Annotated in this window: 15 protein-coding genes and 1 riboswitch; of the genes, 8 read left to right on the top strand and 7 right to left on the bottom strand. The window is 65.0% G+C overall.

The window, feature by feature from the left end; genetic code table 11:
• Positions 1–171: 171 nt before the first annotated feature.
• Both KUF59_RS40635 and KUF59_RS40630 read right to left on the bottom strand, forming a co-directional pair.
• A complete protein-coding gene (locus tag KUF59_RS40635; RefSeq protein WP_212460261.1) occupies positions 172–546 on the bottom strand; it encodes a response regulator in 375 nt (124 codons plus the stop codon).
• A 33-nt stretch (positions 547–579) separates the two neighbouring features.
• Positions 580–1,479, bottom strand: coding sequence for an MJ0042-type zinc finger domain-containing protein (locus KUF59_RS40630; protein WP_212460262.1), 900 nt, complete (start codon positions 1,477–1,479; stop codon positions 580–582).
• Between the two features lie 187 nt (positions 1,480–1,666).
• On the opposite strand from KUF59_RS40630, the gene ftsE reads away from it, so the two are divergent.
• The 4 genes from ftsE (at position 1,667) to KUF59_RS40610 (ending at position 4,851) form a co-directional block, all read left to right on the top strand.
• Entirely contained in the window at positions 1,667–2,326 is a 660-nt protein-coding gene (gene ftsE, locus KUF59_RS40625; RefSeq protein WP_140978953.1) for a cell division ATP-binding protein FtsE, read from the top strand.
• A complete protein-coding gene (locus KUF59_RS40620; protein ID WP_212460263.1) occupies positions 2,319–3,287 on the top strand; it encodes a cell division protein FtsX in 969 nt (322 codons plus the stop codon). Before ftsE ends, KUF59_RS40620 begins: the two co-directional genes overlap by 8 nt.
• An 83-nt stretch (positions 3,288–3,370) precedes the next feature.
• The gene (locus KUF59_RS40615; protein ID WP_212460264.1) at positions 3,371–4,075 is read left to right on the top strand and encodes a YdcF family protein; all 705 of its coding nucleotides are present in this window, start codon (positions 3,371–3,373) and stop codon (positions 4,073–4,075) included.
• 11 nt (positions 4,076–4,086) lie between these two features.
• On the top strand, positions 4,087–4,851 hold the full coding sequence (locus tag KUF59_RS40610; protein ID WP_212460265.1) for a lysophospholipid acyltransferase family protein: 765 nt from the start codon (positions 4,087–4,089) through the stop codon (positions 4,849–4,851).
• Positions 4,852–4,969: 118 nt separating this feature from the next.
• On the opposite strand, the gene KUF59_RS40605 is transcribed toward KUF59_RS40610, so the two are convergent.
• On the bottom strand, positions 4,970–5,581 hold the full coding sequence (locus KUF59_RS40605) for a gamma-glutamylcyclotransferase (RefSeq protein ID WP_212460266.1): 612 nt from the start codon (positions 5,579–5,581) through the stop codon (positions 4,970–4,972).
• Between the two features lie 110 nt (positions 5,582–5,691).
• Between KUF59_RS40605 and KUF59_RS40600 the strand changes: the two genes are divergently transcribed.
• Positions 5,692–6,876, top strand: a complete 1,185-nt coding sequence (locus KUF59_RS40600) for a DUF2125 domain-containing protein (RefSeq protein WP_212460267.1) — start codon at positions 5,692–5,694, stop codon at positions 6,874–6,876.
• Positions 6,877–6,988: 112 nt separating this feature from the next.
• Here the strand turns inward: KUF59_RS40600 and KUF59_RS40595 are convergent, their stop codons facing one another.
• From KUF59_RS40595 to KUF59_RS40585, 3 genes are read right to left on the bottom strand one after another with little or no spacing between them, the layout of a single operon-like run.
• Positions 6,989–7,924 (bottom strand): prephenate/arogenate dehydrogenase family protein, encoded by a 936-nt coding sequence (locus KUF59_RS40595; RefSeq protein ID WP_212460268.1) that lies wholly within the window; start codon positions 7,922–7,924, stop codon positions 6,989–6,991.
• On the bottom strand, positions 7,921–9,015 hold the full coding sequence (hisC, locus tag KUF59_RS40590; RefSeq protein WP_212460269.1) for a histidinol-phosphate transaminase: 1,095 nt from the start codon (positions 9,013–9,015) through the stop codon (positions 7,921–7,923). The genes KUF59_RS40595 and hisC overlap by 4 nt, the downstream gene beginning before the upstream one ends.
• Positions 9,016–9,050: 35 nt before the next feature.
• The gene (locus KUF59_RS40585; RefSeq protein WP_212460270.1) at positions 9,051–9,902 is read right to left on the bottom strand and encodes a chorismate mutase; all 852 of its coding nucleotides are present in this window, start codon (positions 9,900–9,902) and stop codon (positions 9,051–9,053) included.
• Between the two features lie 158 nt (positions 9,903–10,060).
• A riboswitch (SAM riboswitch) is annotated at positions 10,061–10,140 on the top strand.
• An 89-nt stretch (positions 10,141–10,229) separates the two neighbouring features.
• Here KUF59_RS40585 and metX point away from each other — a divergent pair.
• From metX to KUF59_RS40570, 3 genes are all read left to right on the top strand, one after another.
• Positions 10,230–11,501: a homoserine O-acetyltransferase MetX gene (metX, locus tag KUF59_RS40580; protein WP_212460271.1), complete on the top strand. Its 1,272-nt coding sequence runs from the start codon at positions 10,230–10,232 to the stop codon at positions 11,499–11,501.
• Between the two features lies 1 nt (position 11,502).
• A complete protein-coding gene (metW, locus tag KUF59_RS40575; protein ID WP_212460509.1) occupies positions 11,503–12,168 on the top strand; it encodes a methionine biosynthesis protein MetW in 666 nt (221 codons plus the stop codon).
• 81 nt (positions 12,169–12,249) lie between these two features.
• On the top strand, positions 12,250–12,906 hold the full coding sequence (locus KUF59_RS40570) for a phosphoribosylanthranilate isomerase (RefSeq protein ID WP_212460272.1): 657 nt from the start codon (positions 12,250–12,252) through the stop codon (positions 12,904–12,906).
• 15 nt (positions 12,907–12,921) lie between these two features.
• Here KUF59_RS40570 and KUF59_RS40565 read toward each other — a convergent pair whose 3' ends face one another.
• On the bottom strand, positions 12,922–14,709 hold the full coding sequence (locus KUF59_RS40565; RefSeq protein WP_258767999.1) for a winged helix-turn-helix domain-containing protein: 1,788 nt from the start codon (positions 14,707–14,709) through the stop codon (positions 12,922–12,924).
• Positions 14,710–14,842: the final 133 nt, after the last annotated feature.

Raw genomic sequence — 14,842 nt, 5'->3', positions numbered from 1 at the left:
CGAGCGCTGATCCAGGGCCCATTACCCCAAGGCGCAGTTGTTGAGCGCACTCGGGCTACGAGTCTTCGTCAAATCACTCCCTGGGGTAATGGGTCCTGGCTTTCGCCAGGACGACACCGTGTGTGCGGAAGCGCGTGACATTCCCCACGACACCGAAGGTGTGGCTGGTCGCTACCCCTTCTTCGCCGCCAGCGCATCCGCCACCGCGGTGCGGATATCCGCCACCGAAAACGGCTTGGTCACGACGTCATGCACCAGCGCGTTCAGGTTCGAGGCGCGCTCGCGCTGGTCGGCAAACCCCGTCATCAGCAAGATGGTGAGGTTGGGAAAATCGCGCGCGGCGGAGAGGGCGAGGGCGATGCCGTCCATGACCGGCATCTGGATGTCGGTGAGCAGCAGATCGAACTTGCCGTCCTCGCGGGTCAGGATCTCCAGCGCCTCGGCGCCGTCCTGCGCGGTCACGGTCTGATGGCCGTCCATCGCGATCGCGCGCGCCACGAGCTGGCGCATCGAATCCTCGTCGTCGGCGATCAGCACTTTTGACATGGGTCTGTTCCTGCAGAACCTTGTTTTGACGCGCTACGCGCTGCCGCCGGCCAAGTCGCGCCGGTTGAAGAAGCGAATATCGATATTGCGGCCTTCCGGGGGCGGCGAGGCCAGACGCGACTTGAACAAGGCGCGCTCGCCCGGATGCAGCACGGTCTGCTCCAGCACCGCGTTCCAGGCGTAGATCTCCGCGCCTTGCGCGTCGCGCACCGAGAAACGCAGGCGGGGAATGTCGACCGCCTTCCTGGTTTCGCCGACGATCGCGCCCTCGATCACGAGCACCTGCTTGCCGTCGACGCTTTCGGAGGTGACTTTGACGTCCCTAAAAGCCAGCCCCCGCAGGTTCACGTTGAACCCGACCATCTTGTAGAAGCCGGCTGTCTGCGGCAGCAGCCGCACCATGTCGGCGCGCCAGACCACCAGCGCTACGATCAGCGCGCCCATGGCGGCGCAGGCGGTCGGCAGGCCGATCGAGGATTTTTGCGGGGCGGCGGAGACGGGGCGGGACCGCCGCGCCTGCCGGCGGAACAGTTTTTGGAACCAGGACTGGTGGGCCGACTGGCCGGCCTCGTCTTCCATCCGGGCCACCTCGGACCAGTCGTCCTCGGCGGATTTGGCCTCCTCCGGCCAGTCGCTGGCAATCGACGGGCTCTCGACTACAGGGGTGTCGCCGGCGCCGTCGTCCTTGGCGTAGCTATCCCACTGCGCGGCGAGGTCGGACTGGTCGTCGGCCTCGCTCGCGGCCGCCATGGCTTGGGACTGAGCCTGCGCTTGAGACTGAGCCTGGGCTGCCTGCACCTCCTCGACGGCGTCCTCGGGCCGCGCCACCCAGGTCTCCTTGCAGCGGGAGCAGCGCACGGTCCGGCCATTGGCCCCCAGGCTGGAGAGCTTGATGGCGTAGGATGTCGTACAATGGGGGCAGACGATGTGCATGGACGAGCCTCGGGCGATGACCCAGGTTGCAAGACAAGCACGCAAGACAGGCGCGCAAAACCGGGCACGTTGGATGCTACAAGGCGACCGTTAACGAATCGGAAACCATAACGGTCGCACAACGCTGTTGCGTGTGGCGGACCGCCGCGGCGCGCGGCCCGCTGCCCCCTATCGAACGGAGCTGAACTTGGTTCGGTTCGAAAATGTCGGATTGCGTTACGGTTTGGGGCCGGAGATTCTGCGCGACCTGAGCTTCCAGATCCCGGCGCATTCCTTTCAGTTCCTCACCGGCCCTTCCGGCGCCGGCAAGACGTCGCTCTTGCGGCTTCTGTTCCTGTCGCATCGGCCGACGCGCGGCCTCGTCAATCTGTTCGGCCATGACGTCTCGCTGCTCGGCAAGGACGAGATCGCGGATCTGCGCAAGCGCATCGGCATCGTGCTCCAGGATTTCCGCCTGCTCGACCACATGACGACCTATGAGAACGTGGCGCTGCCGTTCCGCGTCATGGGCCGCAGTGAATCGAGCTACCGCAAGGAGGTCATCGATCTCCTGAAATGGGTGGGGCTCGGCGAGCGCATGGACGCGCTGCCGCCAATTCTCTCGGGCGGCGAGAAGCAGCGCGCCGCGATCGCGCGCGCGGTGATCTCGCGGCCGCAGCTCCTGCTCGCGGACGAGCCGACCGGCAGCGTCGATCCGACGCTCGGGCGGCGGTTGCTGCGGCTGTTCATCGAGCTCAACAAGTCAGGCACTGCCGTCATCATCGCGACCCACGACATCGCACTGATGGACCAGTACGAGGCGCGTCGCTTCGTGCTGCACCAGGGACGTCTGCACGTCTATGAATAGGACCGACGAACGCGGCGTTTTCGTCGACCTCGGACAGGAACGTCCGCAGGTGCCGGCGAAGGCGCGCAACATGTCGCCGATCGTGCCGCGCGCCTCGATCCACGGCCGCGCGCTGGTCGCGGTCGTCGCCATCATGACGTTTTTGGCGTCGATGACGACGGGTACCGTGCTGCTGGTCAGCGCGTCCGCCGCCGAATGGCAGTCGGACGTGGCGAGCGAAATCACCATCCAGATCCGCCCGCAGACCGGGCGCGACATCGATCGCGATGCGGCCGCCGTCACCGAAGCGATGCGCGCGCAGTCCGGCATCGTCGAGGTCAAGCCGTTCTCCAAGGACGAGTCGGGCAAGCTGTTGGAGCCGTGGCTCGGCACCGGCCTGTCGATGGACGATCTGCCGGTGCCTCGCATGATCATCGCGCGCGTGCAGCCGGGCACGCAGCTCGATCTTGCCACTTTGCGCGCCCGCGTGACGCAGGCTGCGCCAAGCGCGAGCGTCGACGATCATCGTGCCTGGATCGAGCGCATGCGCTCGATGACCAACGCCACCGTGCTCGCCGGTCTCGGCATCCTCGGGCTCGTGATCATCGCCACCATCATCTCGGTGTCGTTCGCGACGCGCGGCGCGATGGCGGCGAACCGTCCGATCGTCGAGGTCCTGCATTTCGTCGGCGCCGGCGACCGCTACATCGCCAACCGCTTCCTGCGGCATTTCCTGCGTCTGGGGCTGGAAGGCGGCGTGATCGGCGGCGGCATCGCCATGCTGGTGTTCGGCTTCTCGGAGTCGATCGCCGGCTGGTTCTCCGGCACGCCGGTCGGCGACCAGTTCGCGGCCCTGCTCGGCACCTTCTCGCTGCGGCCATCCGGCTATGTCGTGCTGGCGGTGCAGGCAGTGCTGATCGGCGCCATCACGGCGATCGCCTCCCGCCAGACGCTGTTCGCGACGTTGAATGATATCGATTAGCGGCTTGGTGGATCCGGCAAACCGGACTCCACTTCGCCCAAAAATCTCTTAAAATCGAAACAGGAAGGGACCACCGATATCGCATGAGCTCGCCGACCGACGAATCCTCGTTGAGATTGCCGCGCGGCTGGCTGCGCGCGACCATCGTTTCGACGGTGGCGCTGGCGTTCGTCGGCGCGGCAGCAGGCTTCGTCGCCTTCCTGTCGCAGCTCCGCGGCGCCGAACTGGCGCCCGACCGCAAGGCCGACGGCATCGTCGTCCTGACCGGCGGCTCGTCGCGGGTGTCGGACGCGATGGAGTTGCTCGCGGCAGGCTATGGCAAGCGGCTCCTCATCTCGGGCGTGCATCCGACCAGCACAGTGAGCGACATTTCCCGCACGCTGCCGGAGAACCAGTCCTTCATGCGCTGCTGCGTCGATCTCGACCGCTTTGCGGTCTCGACCCGTGGCAATGCCGCGGAGGCGCGGCGCTGGGCCCATGAGCGCGGCTTCAAGTCGCTCATCGTGGTGACCTCGAACTATCACATGCCGCGGGCGATCGTGGAGTTCTCGCACGCGATGCCCGACACCACGCTGATCCCGTTCGTGGTCGTCGGCGACAAATGGCGCGAGGAGCCGTGGTGGACCTCGGGTTCGACGCTGCGCCTTCTGTTGTCGGAATACGTCAAATATATCGCGGCCGAGCTGCGCACGCGGCTCGAGGATTTCGGGATTGACGTCGCGCCCGAGATGTCGGAACAGCCGGCGGGCGCGCAACCCAAGCGGCCCGCCACCGCACAGGCCAATTGATCGGGTTTTGGATGTCCCTGCTTTTCCTGCGCTCGCTGCTGTTCAACGTGCTGTTCTACGCCGTGCTGGTGTGCCTGGCGATCGTGGCGATCCCGACCTTTGCGCTGCCGCCGCGCGCGATGCTGACCGTGGCGAAATGGTGGGCGAACGCGACGCTGTTCCTGATGCGCGTGATCTGCGACATCAAGGTCGAATTCCGCGGCGTCGAAAAAATCCCGCAGGGGCCGCTGGTGATCGTGGCAAAGCACCAGTCGTTCTGGGAGACGTTCGTGCTGCCGGGGTTCTTCGACCGTCCGATCTTCATCCTCAAGCGTCAGCTCATGCAGATCCCGGTGTTTGGCCAGTTCCTGGTCAAGACCGGGATGATCGCGATCGACCGCAAGGCCGGCGTGAAGGCGCTGCTCGACATGACGCGGCGGGCGCGCGAGGCGGTGCGCTCCGGCCGCCAGCTCGTGATCTTTCCCGAAGGCACGCGCCGCGCGCCGGGTGCGCCACCCGACTACAAGACCGGCTTCGCCCAGATCTACTCGTCCTGCGGCGTGCAGTGCTTACCCGTCGCGCTCAACTCCGGCCTGTTCTGGCCGCGCCGCACCTTCATGCGCTATCCCGGCACGCTGGTGGTGGAGTTTCTCGATCCGCTGCCGCCGGGCCTGCCGAAGGACGAGTTCCTGTCGCGGGTGGAAAGTGCCATCGAAGGCGCGACCAGCCGCATCGTCGAAGCGGGCCGCAAGGAGCAGGAGCAGTTGATCGGCAGCGCGCCGAGCTACGCGGCCTAAAGCACAATGGCTTTAGGTTGAATCTCCATCGCCCTTTAGCTCTTTGATTGAGCATGATCTTTTCGGAAAACCGCTACGCACTTTGCGCTAACGCGGCCCTTCGGGTCCGGATCATGCTCTAGCGGTTCTCTTGATCTTCAGCGGGCGCCGGAGCGTGTAGGGAATGCGCGTCGTTGTGCAGCATCGATGCAAGCTGATGCAGTTGCGTGTCGCGAAAGCCTTCGGCCTCGATCGCCTTCACCGTCGCGGTGACGTAGTCGCGGTTGGCGCCGGACTGGCCGTGGCCCTGAATCACGTGGCGATGCTGGTCGGCCAGCGACAGCCGCCCGGCATATTGCACATGACCGCGGTCGACGACGTAGGCGAGCGCGCTGACGCGCTGCCGCGCGTCGTTCTCCAGCCACACCGAGCGCATCACCTCGCGATAGACCGAGGTGACCTGCTCGCGCTCGCGCAGATAAGCCACGACCGCGGTGCGGTTCGCTTCAGCGACACGGAAGGCGATGCCGCGGCAGGCGCCGCCGCGGTCGAGCCCGAGCACCAGGCCCGGCTTTTCCGGCGTGCCGCGATGGACGAAGGAATAGACGCAGAGCGCGCGGTGCTCGCCGACCAGCCGCGCCGGCACGCGCTCCTCGAAGTCAAAACCTGGCCGCCACATCAGCGAGCCATAGCCGAACACCCAGAGGTCGCCGGTGGCTGTCGTGACGGAGGGGAGGGTGATTTCGGACATGGCGGGCACGGCTACCAGACCCGCGCCCCCAGGCGAAGCGGATTCTCCGCCTTTCGTCGCAAGCCATCCTCGCTTACATTTGCCATCATCTGGGGTCAAAGGGTCGCCGCATGTCCGATATGACCGTTTCCGCAGGCCGGCGCCCCCGTTGGGGCCTTTTCCTTCCGCCCATTCTCCTCCTGCTCCTGGCCGCCGCCTGGAGCGGCTTTTGGTTCTATGCCGCGTCCCGGGCCGAGACCGCCGCCGACGCCTGGCGCGCGCAGGAGGCCAAATCCGGGCGCATCTATGATTGCGCCAAACGCTCGATCGCGGGCTTCCCCTTCCGCTTCGAGGTGCAGTGCTCCGGCGCCAGCGTCGCGCTGGTATCGCAGACCGCGAGCAAGACGCCGTTCACGGCAAAACTCGACAACATCCTGGTGGTCGGCCAGATCTATGATCCCAAACTCGTGATCGCCGAATTCACCGCGCCTGCGACGCTGACCGACGGCGTGACGCAGACGACGTTCGTCGTGAACTGGAGCAAGGCGCGCAGCAGCGTGGTTGGCCTGCCGGCCATTCCGGATCGTGCCTCGATCGTGTTCGACGATCCCACGATCAACCGTCTGGACGGATCGGTGCAGGTGCCGCTGGCGCGCGCAAAATCGGTCGAGCTGCACGGGCGTCTCGCCGAAGGATCGCCGTCAGATCATCCCGTCATCGAGACCGTGATGCAGATCGCGCAGGGCTCGATCCAGGGCGTGCATCCGATTTTTGCAGAGCCGTTCCAGGCCGACGTGCGCGCGAAGGTCACCGGCCTCAACGATTTTGCGCCAAAACCCTGGCCGCAGCGGTTTCGCGAGCTCCAGGCCGCCGGCGGTCATGTCGAGATCGTGCAGTCGCGGATCCAGCAGGGCGAGATGATCGCGGTCGCCGCCGGCACACTCGGCCTGTCGCCGAATGGCCGCCTCGACGGCGAGTTGCAGATGACGGTCACCGGCCTCGAGCGCGTCATCCCGGCGCTCGGCATCGACAAGATGCTGGAGGAGGGCGTGCCGCAGGCCACGCTCGACCGCGTCGCGCCCGGGGTGAAGTCGCAGGACCTCAACAGTCTCTTCGGCGCGCTCGACCGCGCCGTTCCCGGTCTCGGCAAGGTCATCAAGCAGAACGCCAATGCCGGCGTTGCCGCCGGCATCAATTCGATCGGCACCGAGAGCGTGCTCGAAGGCAAGAAGGCCCGCAGCTTCCCGCTGAAGTTCGTCGACGGCGCGGTGGTGCTGGGCGCGATCAAGGTCGGACAGATCCCGCCGTTGTATTAGTTGATTTGCCGTCATTCCGGGGCGCGCAAAGCGCGAACCCCATTGCGCAATCGCGCAAGTGGAATCTCGAGATTCCGGGTTCGACGCTGACGCGCCGCCCCGGAATGACGAATTATTGCTTCGTCAGCGACGGATGCGGCCGGCCGAAGTCGGGCGCGGCGGAATCCTGGCCGATCTCGACGATGCCGCGGCGGATGGCGCGGGTGCGGGTGAAGTGGTCGAACAGCGCTTCGCCATCGCCGCGGCGGATCGCGCGGGTCAGCTTGGCGAGGTCCTCGGTGAAGGTGCCGAGCATTTCCAGCACGGCTTCCTTGTTGGCGAGGAACACGTCGCGCCACATCGTCGGATCCGACGCCGCGATACGCGTGAAGTCGCGAAAACCGCCGGCGGAGAACTTGATCACCTCTGACTCCGTCACCTGCGCCAGCTCGTCGGCGGTGCCGACGATGGTGTAGGCGATCAGATGCGGCAGATGGCTGGTGATCGCCAGAACCAGATCATGATGGTCCGGCGTCATGATCTCGACCTTGGCGCCGAGCGCGGCCCAGAACGCACGCAGCCGGTCGACGGCGGCATGATCGGTACCCTCCGGCGGCGTCAGGATGCACCAGCGGTTGATGAAGAGCTCGGGAAAGCCTGAGTCAGGCCCCGAATGCTCGGTGCCGGCGACCGGATGCGCAGGCACGAAATGAATCCCGGGCGGCAGATGCGGCGCCATGTCCCTGACCACGGCGCCCTTGACCGAACCGACGTCGGAGATGATCGCGCCGGGCTTCAAGTAAGCCGCGATCTCCTGCGCCACCGGTCCGCAGGCGCCGACGGGAATGCAGAGGATGACGAGATCGGCGTCTTTCACGGCCTCGACATTGGTCGCGACCACATGATCGACGATGCCGAGCTCGGCCACGCGTGCGCGGGTCTTCTCGGAGCGCGCGGTGGTGACGATCTCGCCGGCGAGGCCCTGCAGCTTCGCGGCGCGCGCGATCGAGCCGCCGATCAGGCCGAAGCCGACCAGCGCGATCCGCTGGAAGTGCGGCGCGACGCTCATTTCGTTGCCATGAAGTCGCGCAAGGCTCCGACCACGAGGCGGTTGGCCTCCTCGGTGCCGATGGTCATGCGCAGGCAATGCGGCAGGCCGTAATTCTTCAAGCCGCGCAGCACCAAGCCGCGCTTGGTGAGGTAAGCGTCGGCCTCATCAGAGGTCTTGCCCTTCTCGGGGAAATGGATCAGCACGAAATTCGCGACGCTCGGCGTCACCTCGAGCCCGAGCTTGCCGATCTCCTCGGTCAGCCAGTTGCGCCAGGTCTCGGTGAACTGCTTCGACATCTGCAGATGCGCGGCGTCCTCGATCGCGGCGACCGCGGCATACATCGCCGGCGTCGAGACGTTGAACGGACCGCGGATGCGGTTGACGGCATCGATGATGTGCGCAGGGCCAAACATCCAGCCGATGCGCAGCGCAGCGAGGCCGTGGATTTTCGAGAAGGTGTGCGTCACCACGGTATTCTCGGTGGTCGCGACCAACTCGATCCCCATCTCGTAATCGTTACGCGAGACGTAATCGGAATAGGCGGCGTCGAGCACCAGCAGCACGTGGGACGGAAGGCCGGCGCGCAGGCGCTTGACCTCGTCGAACGGCAGATAGGTGCCGGTCGGGTTGTTGGGGTTGGCGAGCCAGACCAGTTTTGTGCGCGGCGTCACCGCCTTCAGGATGCCATCGACATCGGCGGTAAAGTTGCTCTCGGCCACCACGACGTTCCTGGCGCCGTTCGCCATCGTCGCGATCGGGTAGACCAGGAAGCCATGCGCGGTCGAGATCGCCTCGTCGCCCTGGCTCAGATAGGTGTGCGCGAGCAGATTGAGGATCTCGTCGGAGCCGGCGCCGCAGATGATGCGGTCCGGATCGAGCCCGAAGGCGCGGCCGATCGCCTGGCGCAGCACGCGCGAGGTGCCCTCCGGATAGTCCTCCAGATGTTCAGCCACGTGCTTGAAGGCCTCGATCGCCTTGGGCGAGGGCCCGAACGGCGTCTCGTTGGCCGACAGCTTGAACACCTTGCGGCCCGGCTCCGGCACCGGGCTCTTGCCGGGCGTGTAGGGCGCAATATCGAGAATGCCGGGATTCGGCACGGGGCGGGACATCTTGAACTCCGGAAGTGGCGGGGCGGCGCGTGAATTTACGATTTCGCCCCGGTCGGGGGCACCGTATAGCGCGTTGCGTGGCTGCCGACGAGGGCCGTCGAGCGCACCGAGGCCCCCGCTGCGATCAGGGCAGCCTTGATCTTGTCGAGGCTGGTGGCCGCAACGGTGACCGAGATCAGCAGCGCGGCCCCGTCGAAGGCGGTATCGGGCACCGCGACGACATCGGCGAGCGGCGACAGCGCGCGGGCGATCTCGGCATTCCACCCGGAGACGCGCACACTCCAGGTCTCGACCTCCGTCACCATGGCGCTGTCGGCGACGCGCGAGACCACGAATACGGGCAACGCGGCCGGATGGTCGGCACGCTCGACGAAGGGCAGCCGCGCGATGATTTTTGGCGCACCATCCGTTTCCAGCGCCAGCCACCACGGCGCGCGGCTCGAGGTCGCCGAGACCAGCGCGAGGTCGCCCCTGGATTTCGCGACCGCCTCGACCGCGGCCTGCGCATTGAAATGCGCGACATAGGGCACGGTGAAACCGAAATGGAAGCGCGCGGAATCGCGCATCGCCGGCTCGCTGACGGAGACGTCGGTGTGCACCGAGAACGGCGCTTGGACGTACGTGAAGGTCGAGATGATGACGCGCCAGATGCTCTCGACGGTGTCGAGCGGCAGGATGCCGCGATGACGCTCGACAATGCGCCGCATCATGTCGGCCTCGCGCGCGGGCCGGAACGCCGAGCCGACCTCCTGCGTCTGCTTTGCCTGGATCAGGCGATCGATGATGTCGCCGCGCTGCATCAGCAGGCGGTGCATCTGCTCGTCGATCGCATCGATTTCCTTGCGCAGTTCCTGGAGCGACGGTGGCGCGGGTGGACGTTGGGACATGTCGGTCAGTCAGGGTATTGAGGGGCTTTGTGCCTTTGATTAGGCAGGATGGCCGCCGAAAGCAAAGAGAAACAACGGCTAAATTCCCCCGACTTTGCAGGGCTCAGCTTGGTTAATCGGGCTCCGGCTTGACGAAATCAGCCTAAGCCACTAACTTTTGCCTGTTCCGTGGTCATTTGAGCCGGCCGGCTTGCAGCCACGTTAAAAAACTCGCTAAACAGGCCGGGGACGTATTCCGATCCCGGCCGAACCTATCGTTCAGGCCGGGTTTTTTATGGCCTGATTTCCGCGGTGCCTGACGGTGCCAAACGAGGTCGGTGGTCAGAGATGGTTGACATCGCGTCGATAACGAGCCCGATACCGAGCCCCGGGATCAGTGCCGATGAGCGGTCGCACGAGGCGGATCATCCGCACTCGCTGGTCGCGCAGTTCGGTGCCGACCAGCCGCTGCGGCTTGATTGCGGCGTCGATCTCGCCCCGTTCCAGATCGCCTACCAGACCTATGGCGAGCTCAACGCCGATCGCTCCAACGCGATTCTCGTCTGCCATGCGCTGACCGGCGACCAGCATGTCTTCAACGTGCACCCCCTGACCGGCAAGGCCGGCTGGTGGGACATCATGATCGGCCCCGGCCGCCCGCTCGATACCGACAAATACTTCATCATTTGTTCGAACGTGATCGGCGGTTGCATGGGCTCGACCGGTCCGGCCTCGACCAATCCGGCCACCGGCAAGCTCTGGGGCCTGGATTTTCCTGTCATCACCATCCCCGACATGGTCCGCGCGCAGGCCATGCTGCTCGACCGCCTGGGCATCGACACGCTGCTGTGCGTGATCGGCGGCTCCATGGGTGGCATGCAGGTGCTGCAATGGACGGCCGCCTATCCGCAGCGCGTGTTTTCGGCGATGCCGGTTGCCTGCGCCACGCGCCATTCCGCGCAAAACATTGCGTTCCACGAGCTCGGCCGGCAGGCCGTGATGGCCGATCCGGACTGGCATCACGGGCGCTATTTCGAACGCAGCACCCAGCCGCATCGCGGGCTCGCGGTGGCGCGGATGGCCGGGCATATCACCTATCTCTCCGACGCCGCGCTGCATCGCAAGTTCGGGCGGCGGATGCAGGATCGCGAGCTGCCGACCTTCTCGTTCGACGCCGATTTCCAGGTCGAGAGCTATCTGCGCTATCAGGGCTCGTCCTTCGTCGAGCGGTTCGATGCCAACTCCTATCTCTATCTGACCCGCGCAATGGACTATTTTGACATCGCCGCCGATCATGACGGCGTGCTGGCAAAGGCTTTTGCCGGCATCAAGACGCGGTTCTGCGTGGTGTCGTTCACCTCGGACTGGCTGTTCCCAACCTCGGAGTCGCGCGCGCTCGTGCACGCGCTGAATGCGTCGAGCGCGCGGGTGTCGTTTGCCGAGATCAAGACCGATCGTGGGCACGACGCCTTCCTGCTCGACGTGCCGGAATTCTTCGACATCTCGCGCGCCTTCCTGGAATCGGCCGGCAAGGCGCGCGGCCTGAAAGGCAAAGCGTTTTCAAGCGAAGTGGTTACCGGTTCGCGTGAAGAAAGCGCGTCAAAGAAAGTAAGTGGCTGACATGGCGCTTCAGGACCAGACCCTGCCATTGCCGGGCATCGTGCCCGACCGCACCGGCAGCGATCGCACCGATCACCTCCTGGTCGCAGGCATGGTCGAGCGAGGCTCGCGCGTGCTCGACGTCGGCTGCGGTGATGGCGAATTGCTGCAGCTATTGGAGAGCCGCGGCATTGACGGCCGCGGCATCGAGCTGTCGCGCGAGGGCGTCAACCGCTGCGTCGCCAAGGGGCTTGCGGTGGTGCAGGGCGACGCCGACACCGACCTCGTCAACTATCCCGACGACGCATTCGACTACGTGATCCTGTCGCAGACGCTGCAGGCGACGCGCCAGCCGCGCGTGGTATTGGAAAATCTGCTCCGCATCGGCCGCCGCGCCATCGTGTCGTTCCCGAATTTCGGCTTCTGGAAGATGCGGCTGCAACTCCTGATCGGCGGCCACATGCCGCGCACGGAGAATCTACCGGCGACCTGGTACGACACCGCCAACATCCATTTCTGCACCATCAAGGATTTCGTCGAGCTCTGCGACGAGATCAACGTCAAGATGGAGCGTTCCGTCGCGCTCGATCTCTACGGCCGCCCGGTGCCGCTGAACCTGCCCTGGTGGGTCTGGAACATGTTCGGCGAGCAGGGCGTGTTTCTGCTCAGCAGGGGCGGGAAGAAGTAGCCGTCACGGTCAGGGTGGGGCGATGCTTCACCCAGCCCATCCTGTCTATTCGACTGGGTTGCCGGCAGTGGACGTAAGAAGATGCTGACGCAAATTTACGAAGTTGCGACACCCGCGGAAGCCGAGGCGATTTCGGCAATCGGCGTGGATCATGTCGGCGTGCTCGTCGGCGATGGCACCTTCCCTCGGGAGCTTTCGGTTCAGAACGCGTCAGCCGTTATGAAGATGATCCGGGCACCGTCACTACTTTCGGCCCTGTTCCTCTCAGCGGATGTCGCTCTTATCGAACGGATGGCAGGGGAGCTTGATCCACCCATCGTCCATCTTGGCGCATCAAGCGAGTTGCTTCTGCCTGATCATGTCGTGAAGCTGCGAAAGTCTCTGCCAAGGAGCAAATTCATGCGCAGCGTACCTGTCACGGGACCCGAGGCAGTAGGTGTGGCGCAAGCTTATGATGGAATTGTAGACTGGATCCTGCTTGACAGTCATCGCGCAGGCGATGTGCAAATCGGCGCGCAGGGCGTAACGCATGATTGGAGCGTCAGTCGAAGGATCGTCGAGAGTGTTCGTACCCCAGTCATACTTGCTGGTGGCCTCGGACCAGACAATGTCAAAGAAGCTATTCGGTCGGTGCGACCTGCCGGTGTTGATTCGAAAACAAGAACCGATCGAGAGGGCACCCACTCAAAGGATTTGGGAAAGGTGGAAGCCTTCTATCGCGCGGCGATGAGTGGTTAGCTCGCATCTCATACTCTAGGCGGCGCGCCCGGACTCCCGCATGGCGATCTCGCGTTGCAGCTCTGCACAGTTGGCCTCGAGCTTGTGGGAGCCCAGATCGTGGGTGATGAGCTGGGCGGCGTGAAGCTCCGCTGATGCGCCCCTGATGTCATCGCGTTCCAGCTGGAGCTTTGCGATCCGGAGCCGCAGCCGCACGACGTGCACGCGTCCCTCGATGCTCGACCAGAGTTGGCGGGCGAGATGCAGGTGACGCAGCGCGGCTTCGTAGTCGCCTTTGGTGTGCGCCAGCACCGACTGCGCTTCGTTGGTCAGCGCCCGGATCGATGGCATCGGCCACCGGTCGGCACTTCCGGACAGTTCGTCGATCAATTCCAGCGCCTGCTCGCGCCGGCCGGTATGGGCGGCAACCAGCCCCAGATGCGCAAACAAGATTCCTCGCCGCTGCAGCGTCCACCAGCTCTTGCCGATCAGGCTGCGTTCGAGGCTGGCATGGGCGGCTTCCGCTTCACCGCGTTCCAAGAGCAGCATCGCGCGGCCGGGTTCGGGGCACCAGCCGAGAGAGTAGGCCTTGTCATAGGCTTCGAGTGCGGCGTCATCATTGCCGATGGCGGATTGAATATCGCCAAGCACACGGTTGGCATCGCCGATCGACCAGGGCGCATCGCTGGTAAGGCGCGCAAGCGAGTCCTGGATACGAGTCAAGGCTTCGCCGAGCGAGCCCCTGACGCCGAGGACCTCTGAACGGTGCAGCTGGCACGAGCCGGTCAGCTCCATGCCGCTTTCCGAGCAGAACTTTTGATAGCCCAGCGTCCACTGGTCGGCGCGTGCCCAGTCCCCGAACATCCGCGAGGCCCACAGGATGTTGCAGTAGAGGATGCCTCCCATGACCGGATCGAGCCGGTTGCTGGAGAGTGCGAGGGTTGCGGCGTGGTCCTGATCGGCCAGTCCTGCGCGCGTATCGCCGAGGCACAGCCGGTAGAAGCCGCGGTAGACGAGGCTCAGCGCCTCGATGCTGACGGCATCCTTGTGCCGGACCGCGCTGTAGGCCTCGTCCGCGAGCGACAGCGCGAACTCCGGCTCGCCGTCGAACGCGGCGACCTTGGACTTCATCCAGAGGATCAGCGCGTTCGTCGCGGGATCGTCGATCTCGGCGGCCCAATCCTCGGCGCGTGCCAGCCAGCCCTTGGCGATCGCCGCCTGGCCGCGCTCAAAGTACAGGCCCGACAGCGTGACCGTGTCGATGACGGCCGGCGGCACATTGCCGGCGTTGGTATGCGCAGCGAGCGCGCGAGCCAGAAGGGGCATGGCGGCATCGGCCTTGCCGGTGCATTGGAGGGCGAGGGCCCATTGATGCAAATCGTTGCCATCGAGCAGACCGGTGGCGTCGGCCTTCGCGAATATCGCTGCGGCCTCCTCCCATGCCTGCGCGGCGGCCGCACGTTGCGCGCGCGTCCGCAGATCGGGCGCGTCATCGTCTGCCGTCTCAGCCGCTTGCGGCTCCGCTCCGCCGTCGATGCAAAAGCGATATCCCTTGCCCGCCACATTCCGGATAGCGCTGTCCATGCCGCCGTTGCGGAGCACGGTGCGAAGCATGCTCACGCCGCGCTGCAGCGAATTGTCCGTGACGGTCACATGAGCCCAGACGGCGTCGAGCAGCTCATCCTTGGTGACGACCCGATCGTGGTTGCGCGTCAGATAGACCAGCAGATCGAACACGCGGGGCTGCAAGGGGACTTCCTTCCGCGCGCACATTAGAGCGCGGCTCGCCTCATCGAGCTCGAAGGGTCCAAACCTGAGGGTCATATCGTTATGTCCAGGCAGGCAAGAAAAGGTTCAGGCAAAGGTCAGGCAGGGTCGGTCAGGGGGCAAGCAAGGATCAGCAAATGATCAGGCCGCGGTAAGGACGGTCAGCGCTATCAGTGCCTATAGCTCCTCA

Origin of the sequence: Bradyrhizobium arachidis (genome assembly GCF_024758505.1) — a bacterium.
Classification (GTDB): domain Bacteria; phylum Pseudomonadota; class Alphaproteobacteria; order Rhizobiales; family Xanthobacteraceae; genus Bradyrhizobium; species Bradyrhizobium manausense_C.
This window is presented reverse-complemented; position numbering and strand designations above follow the sequence as displayed.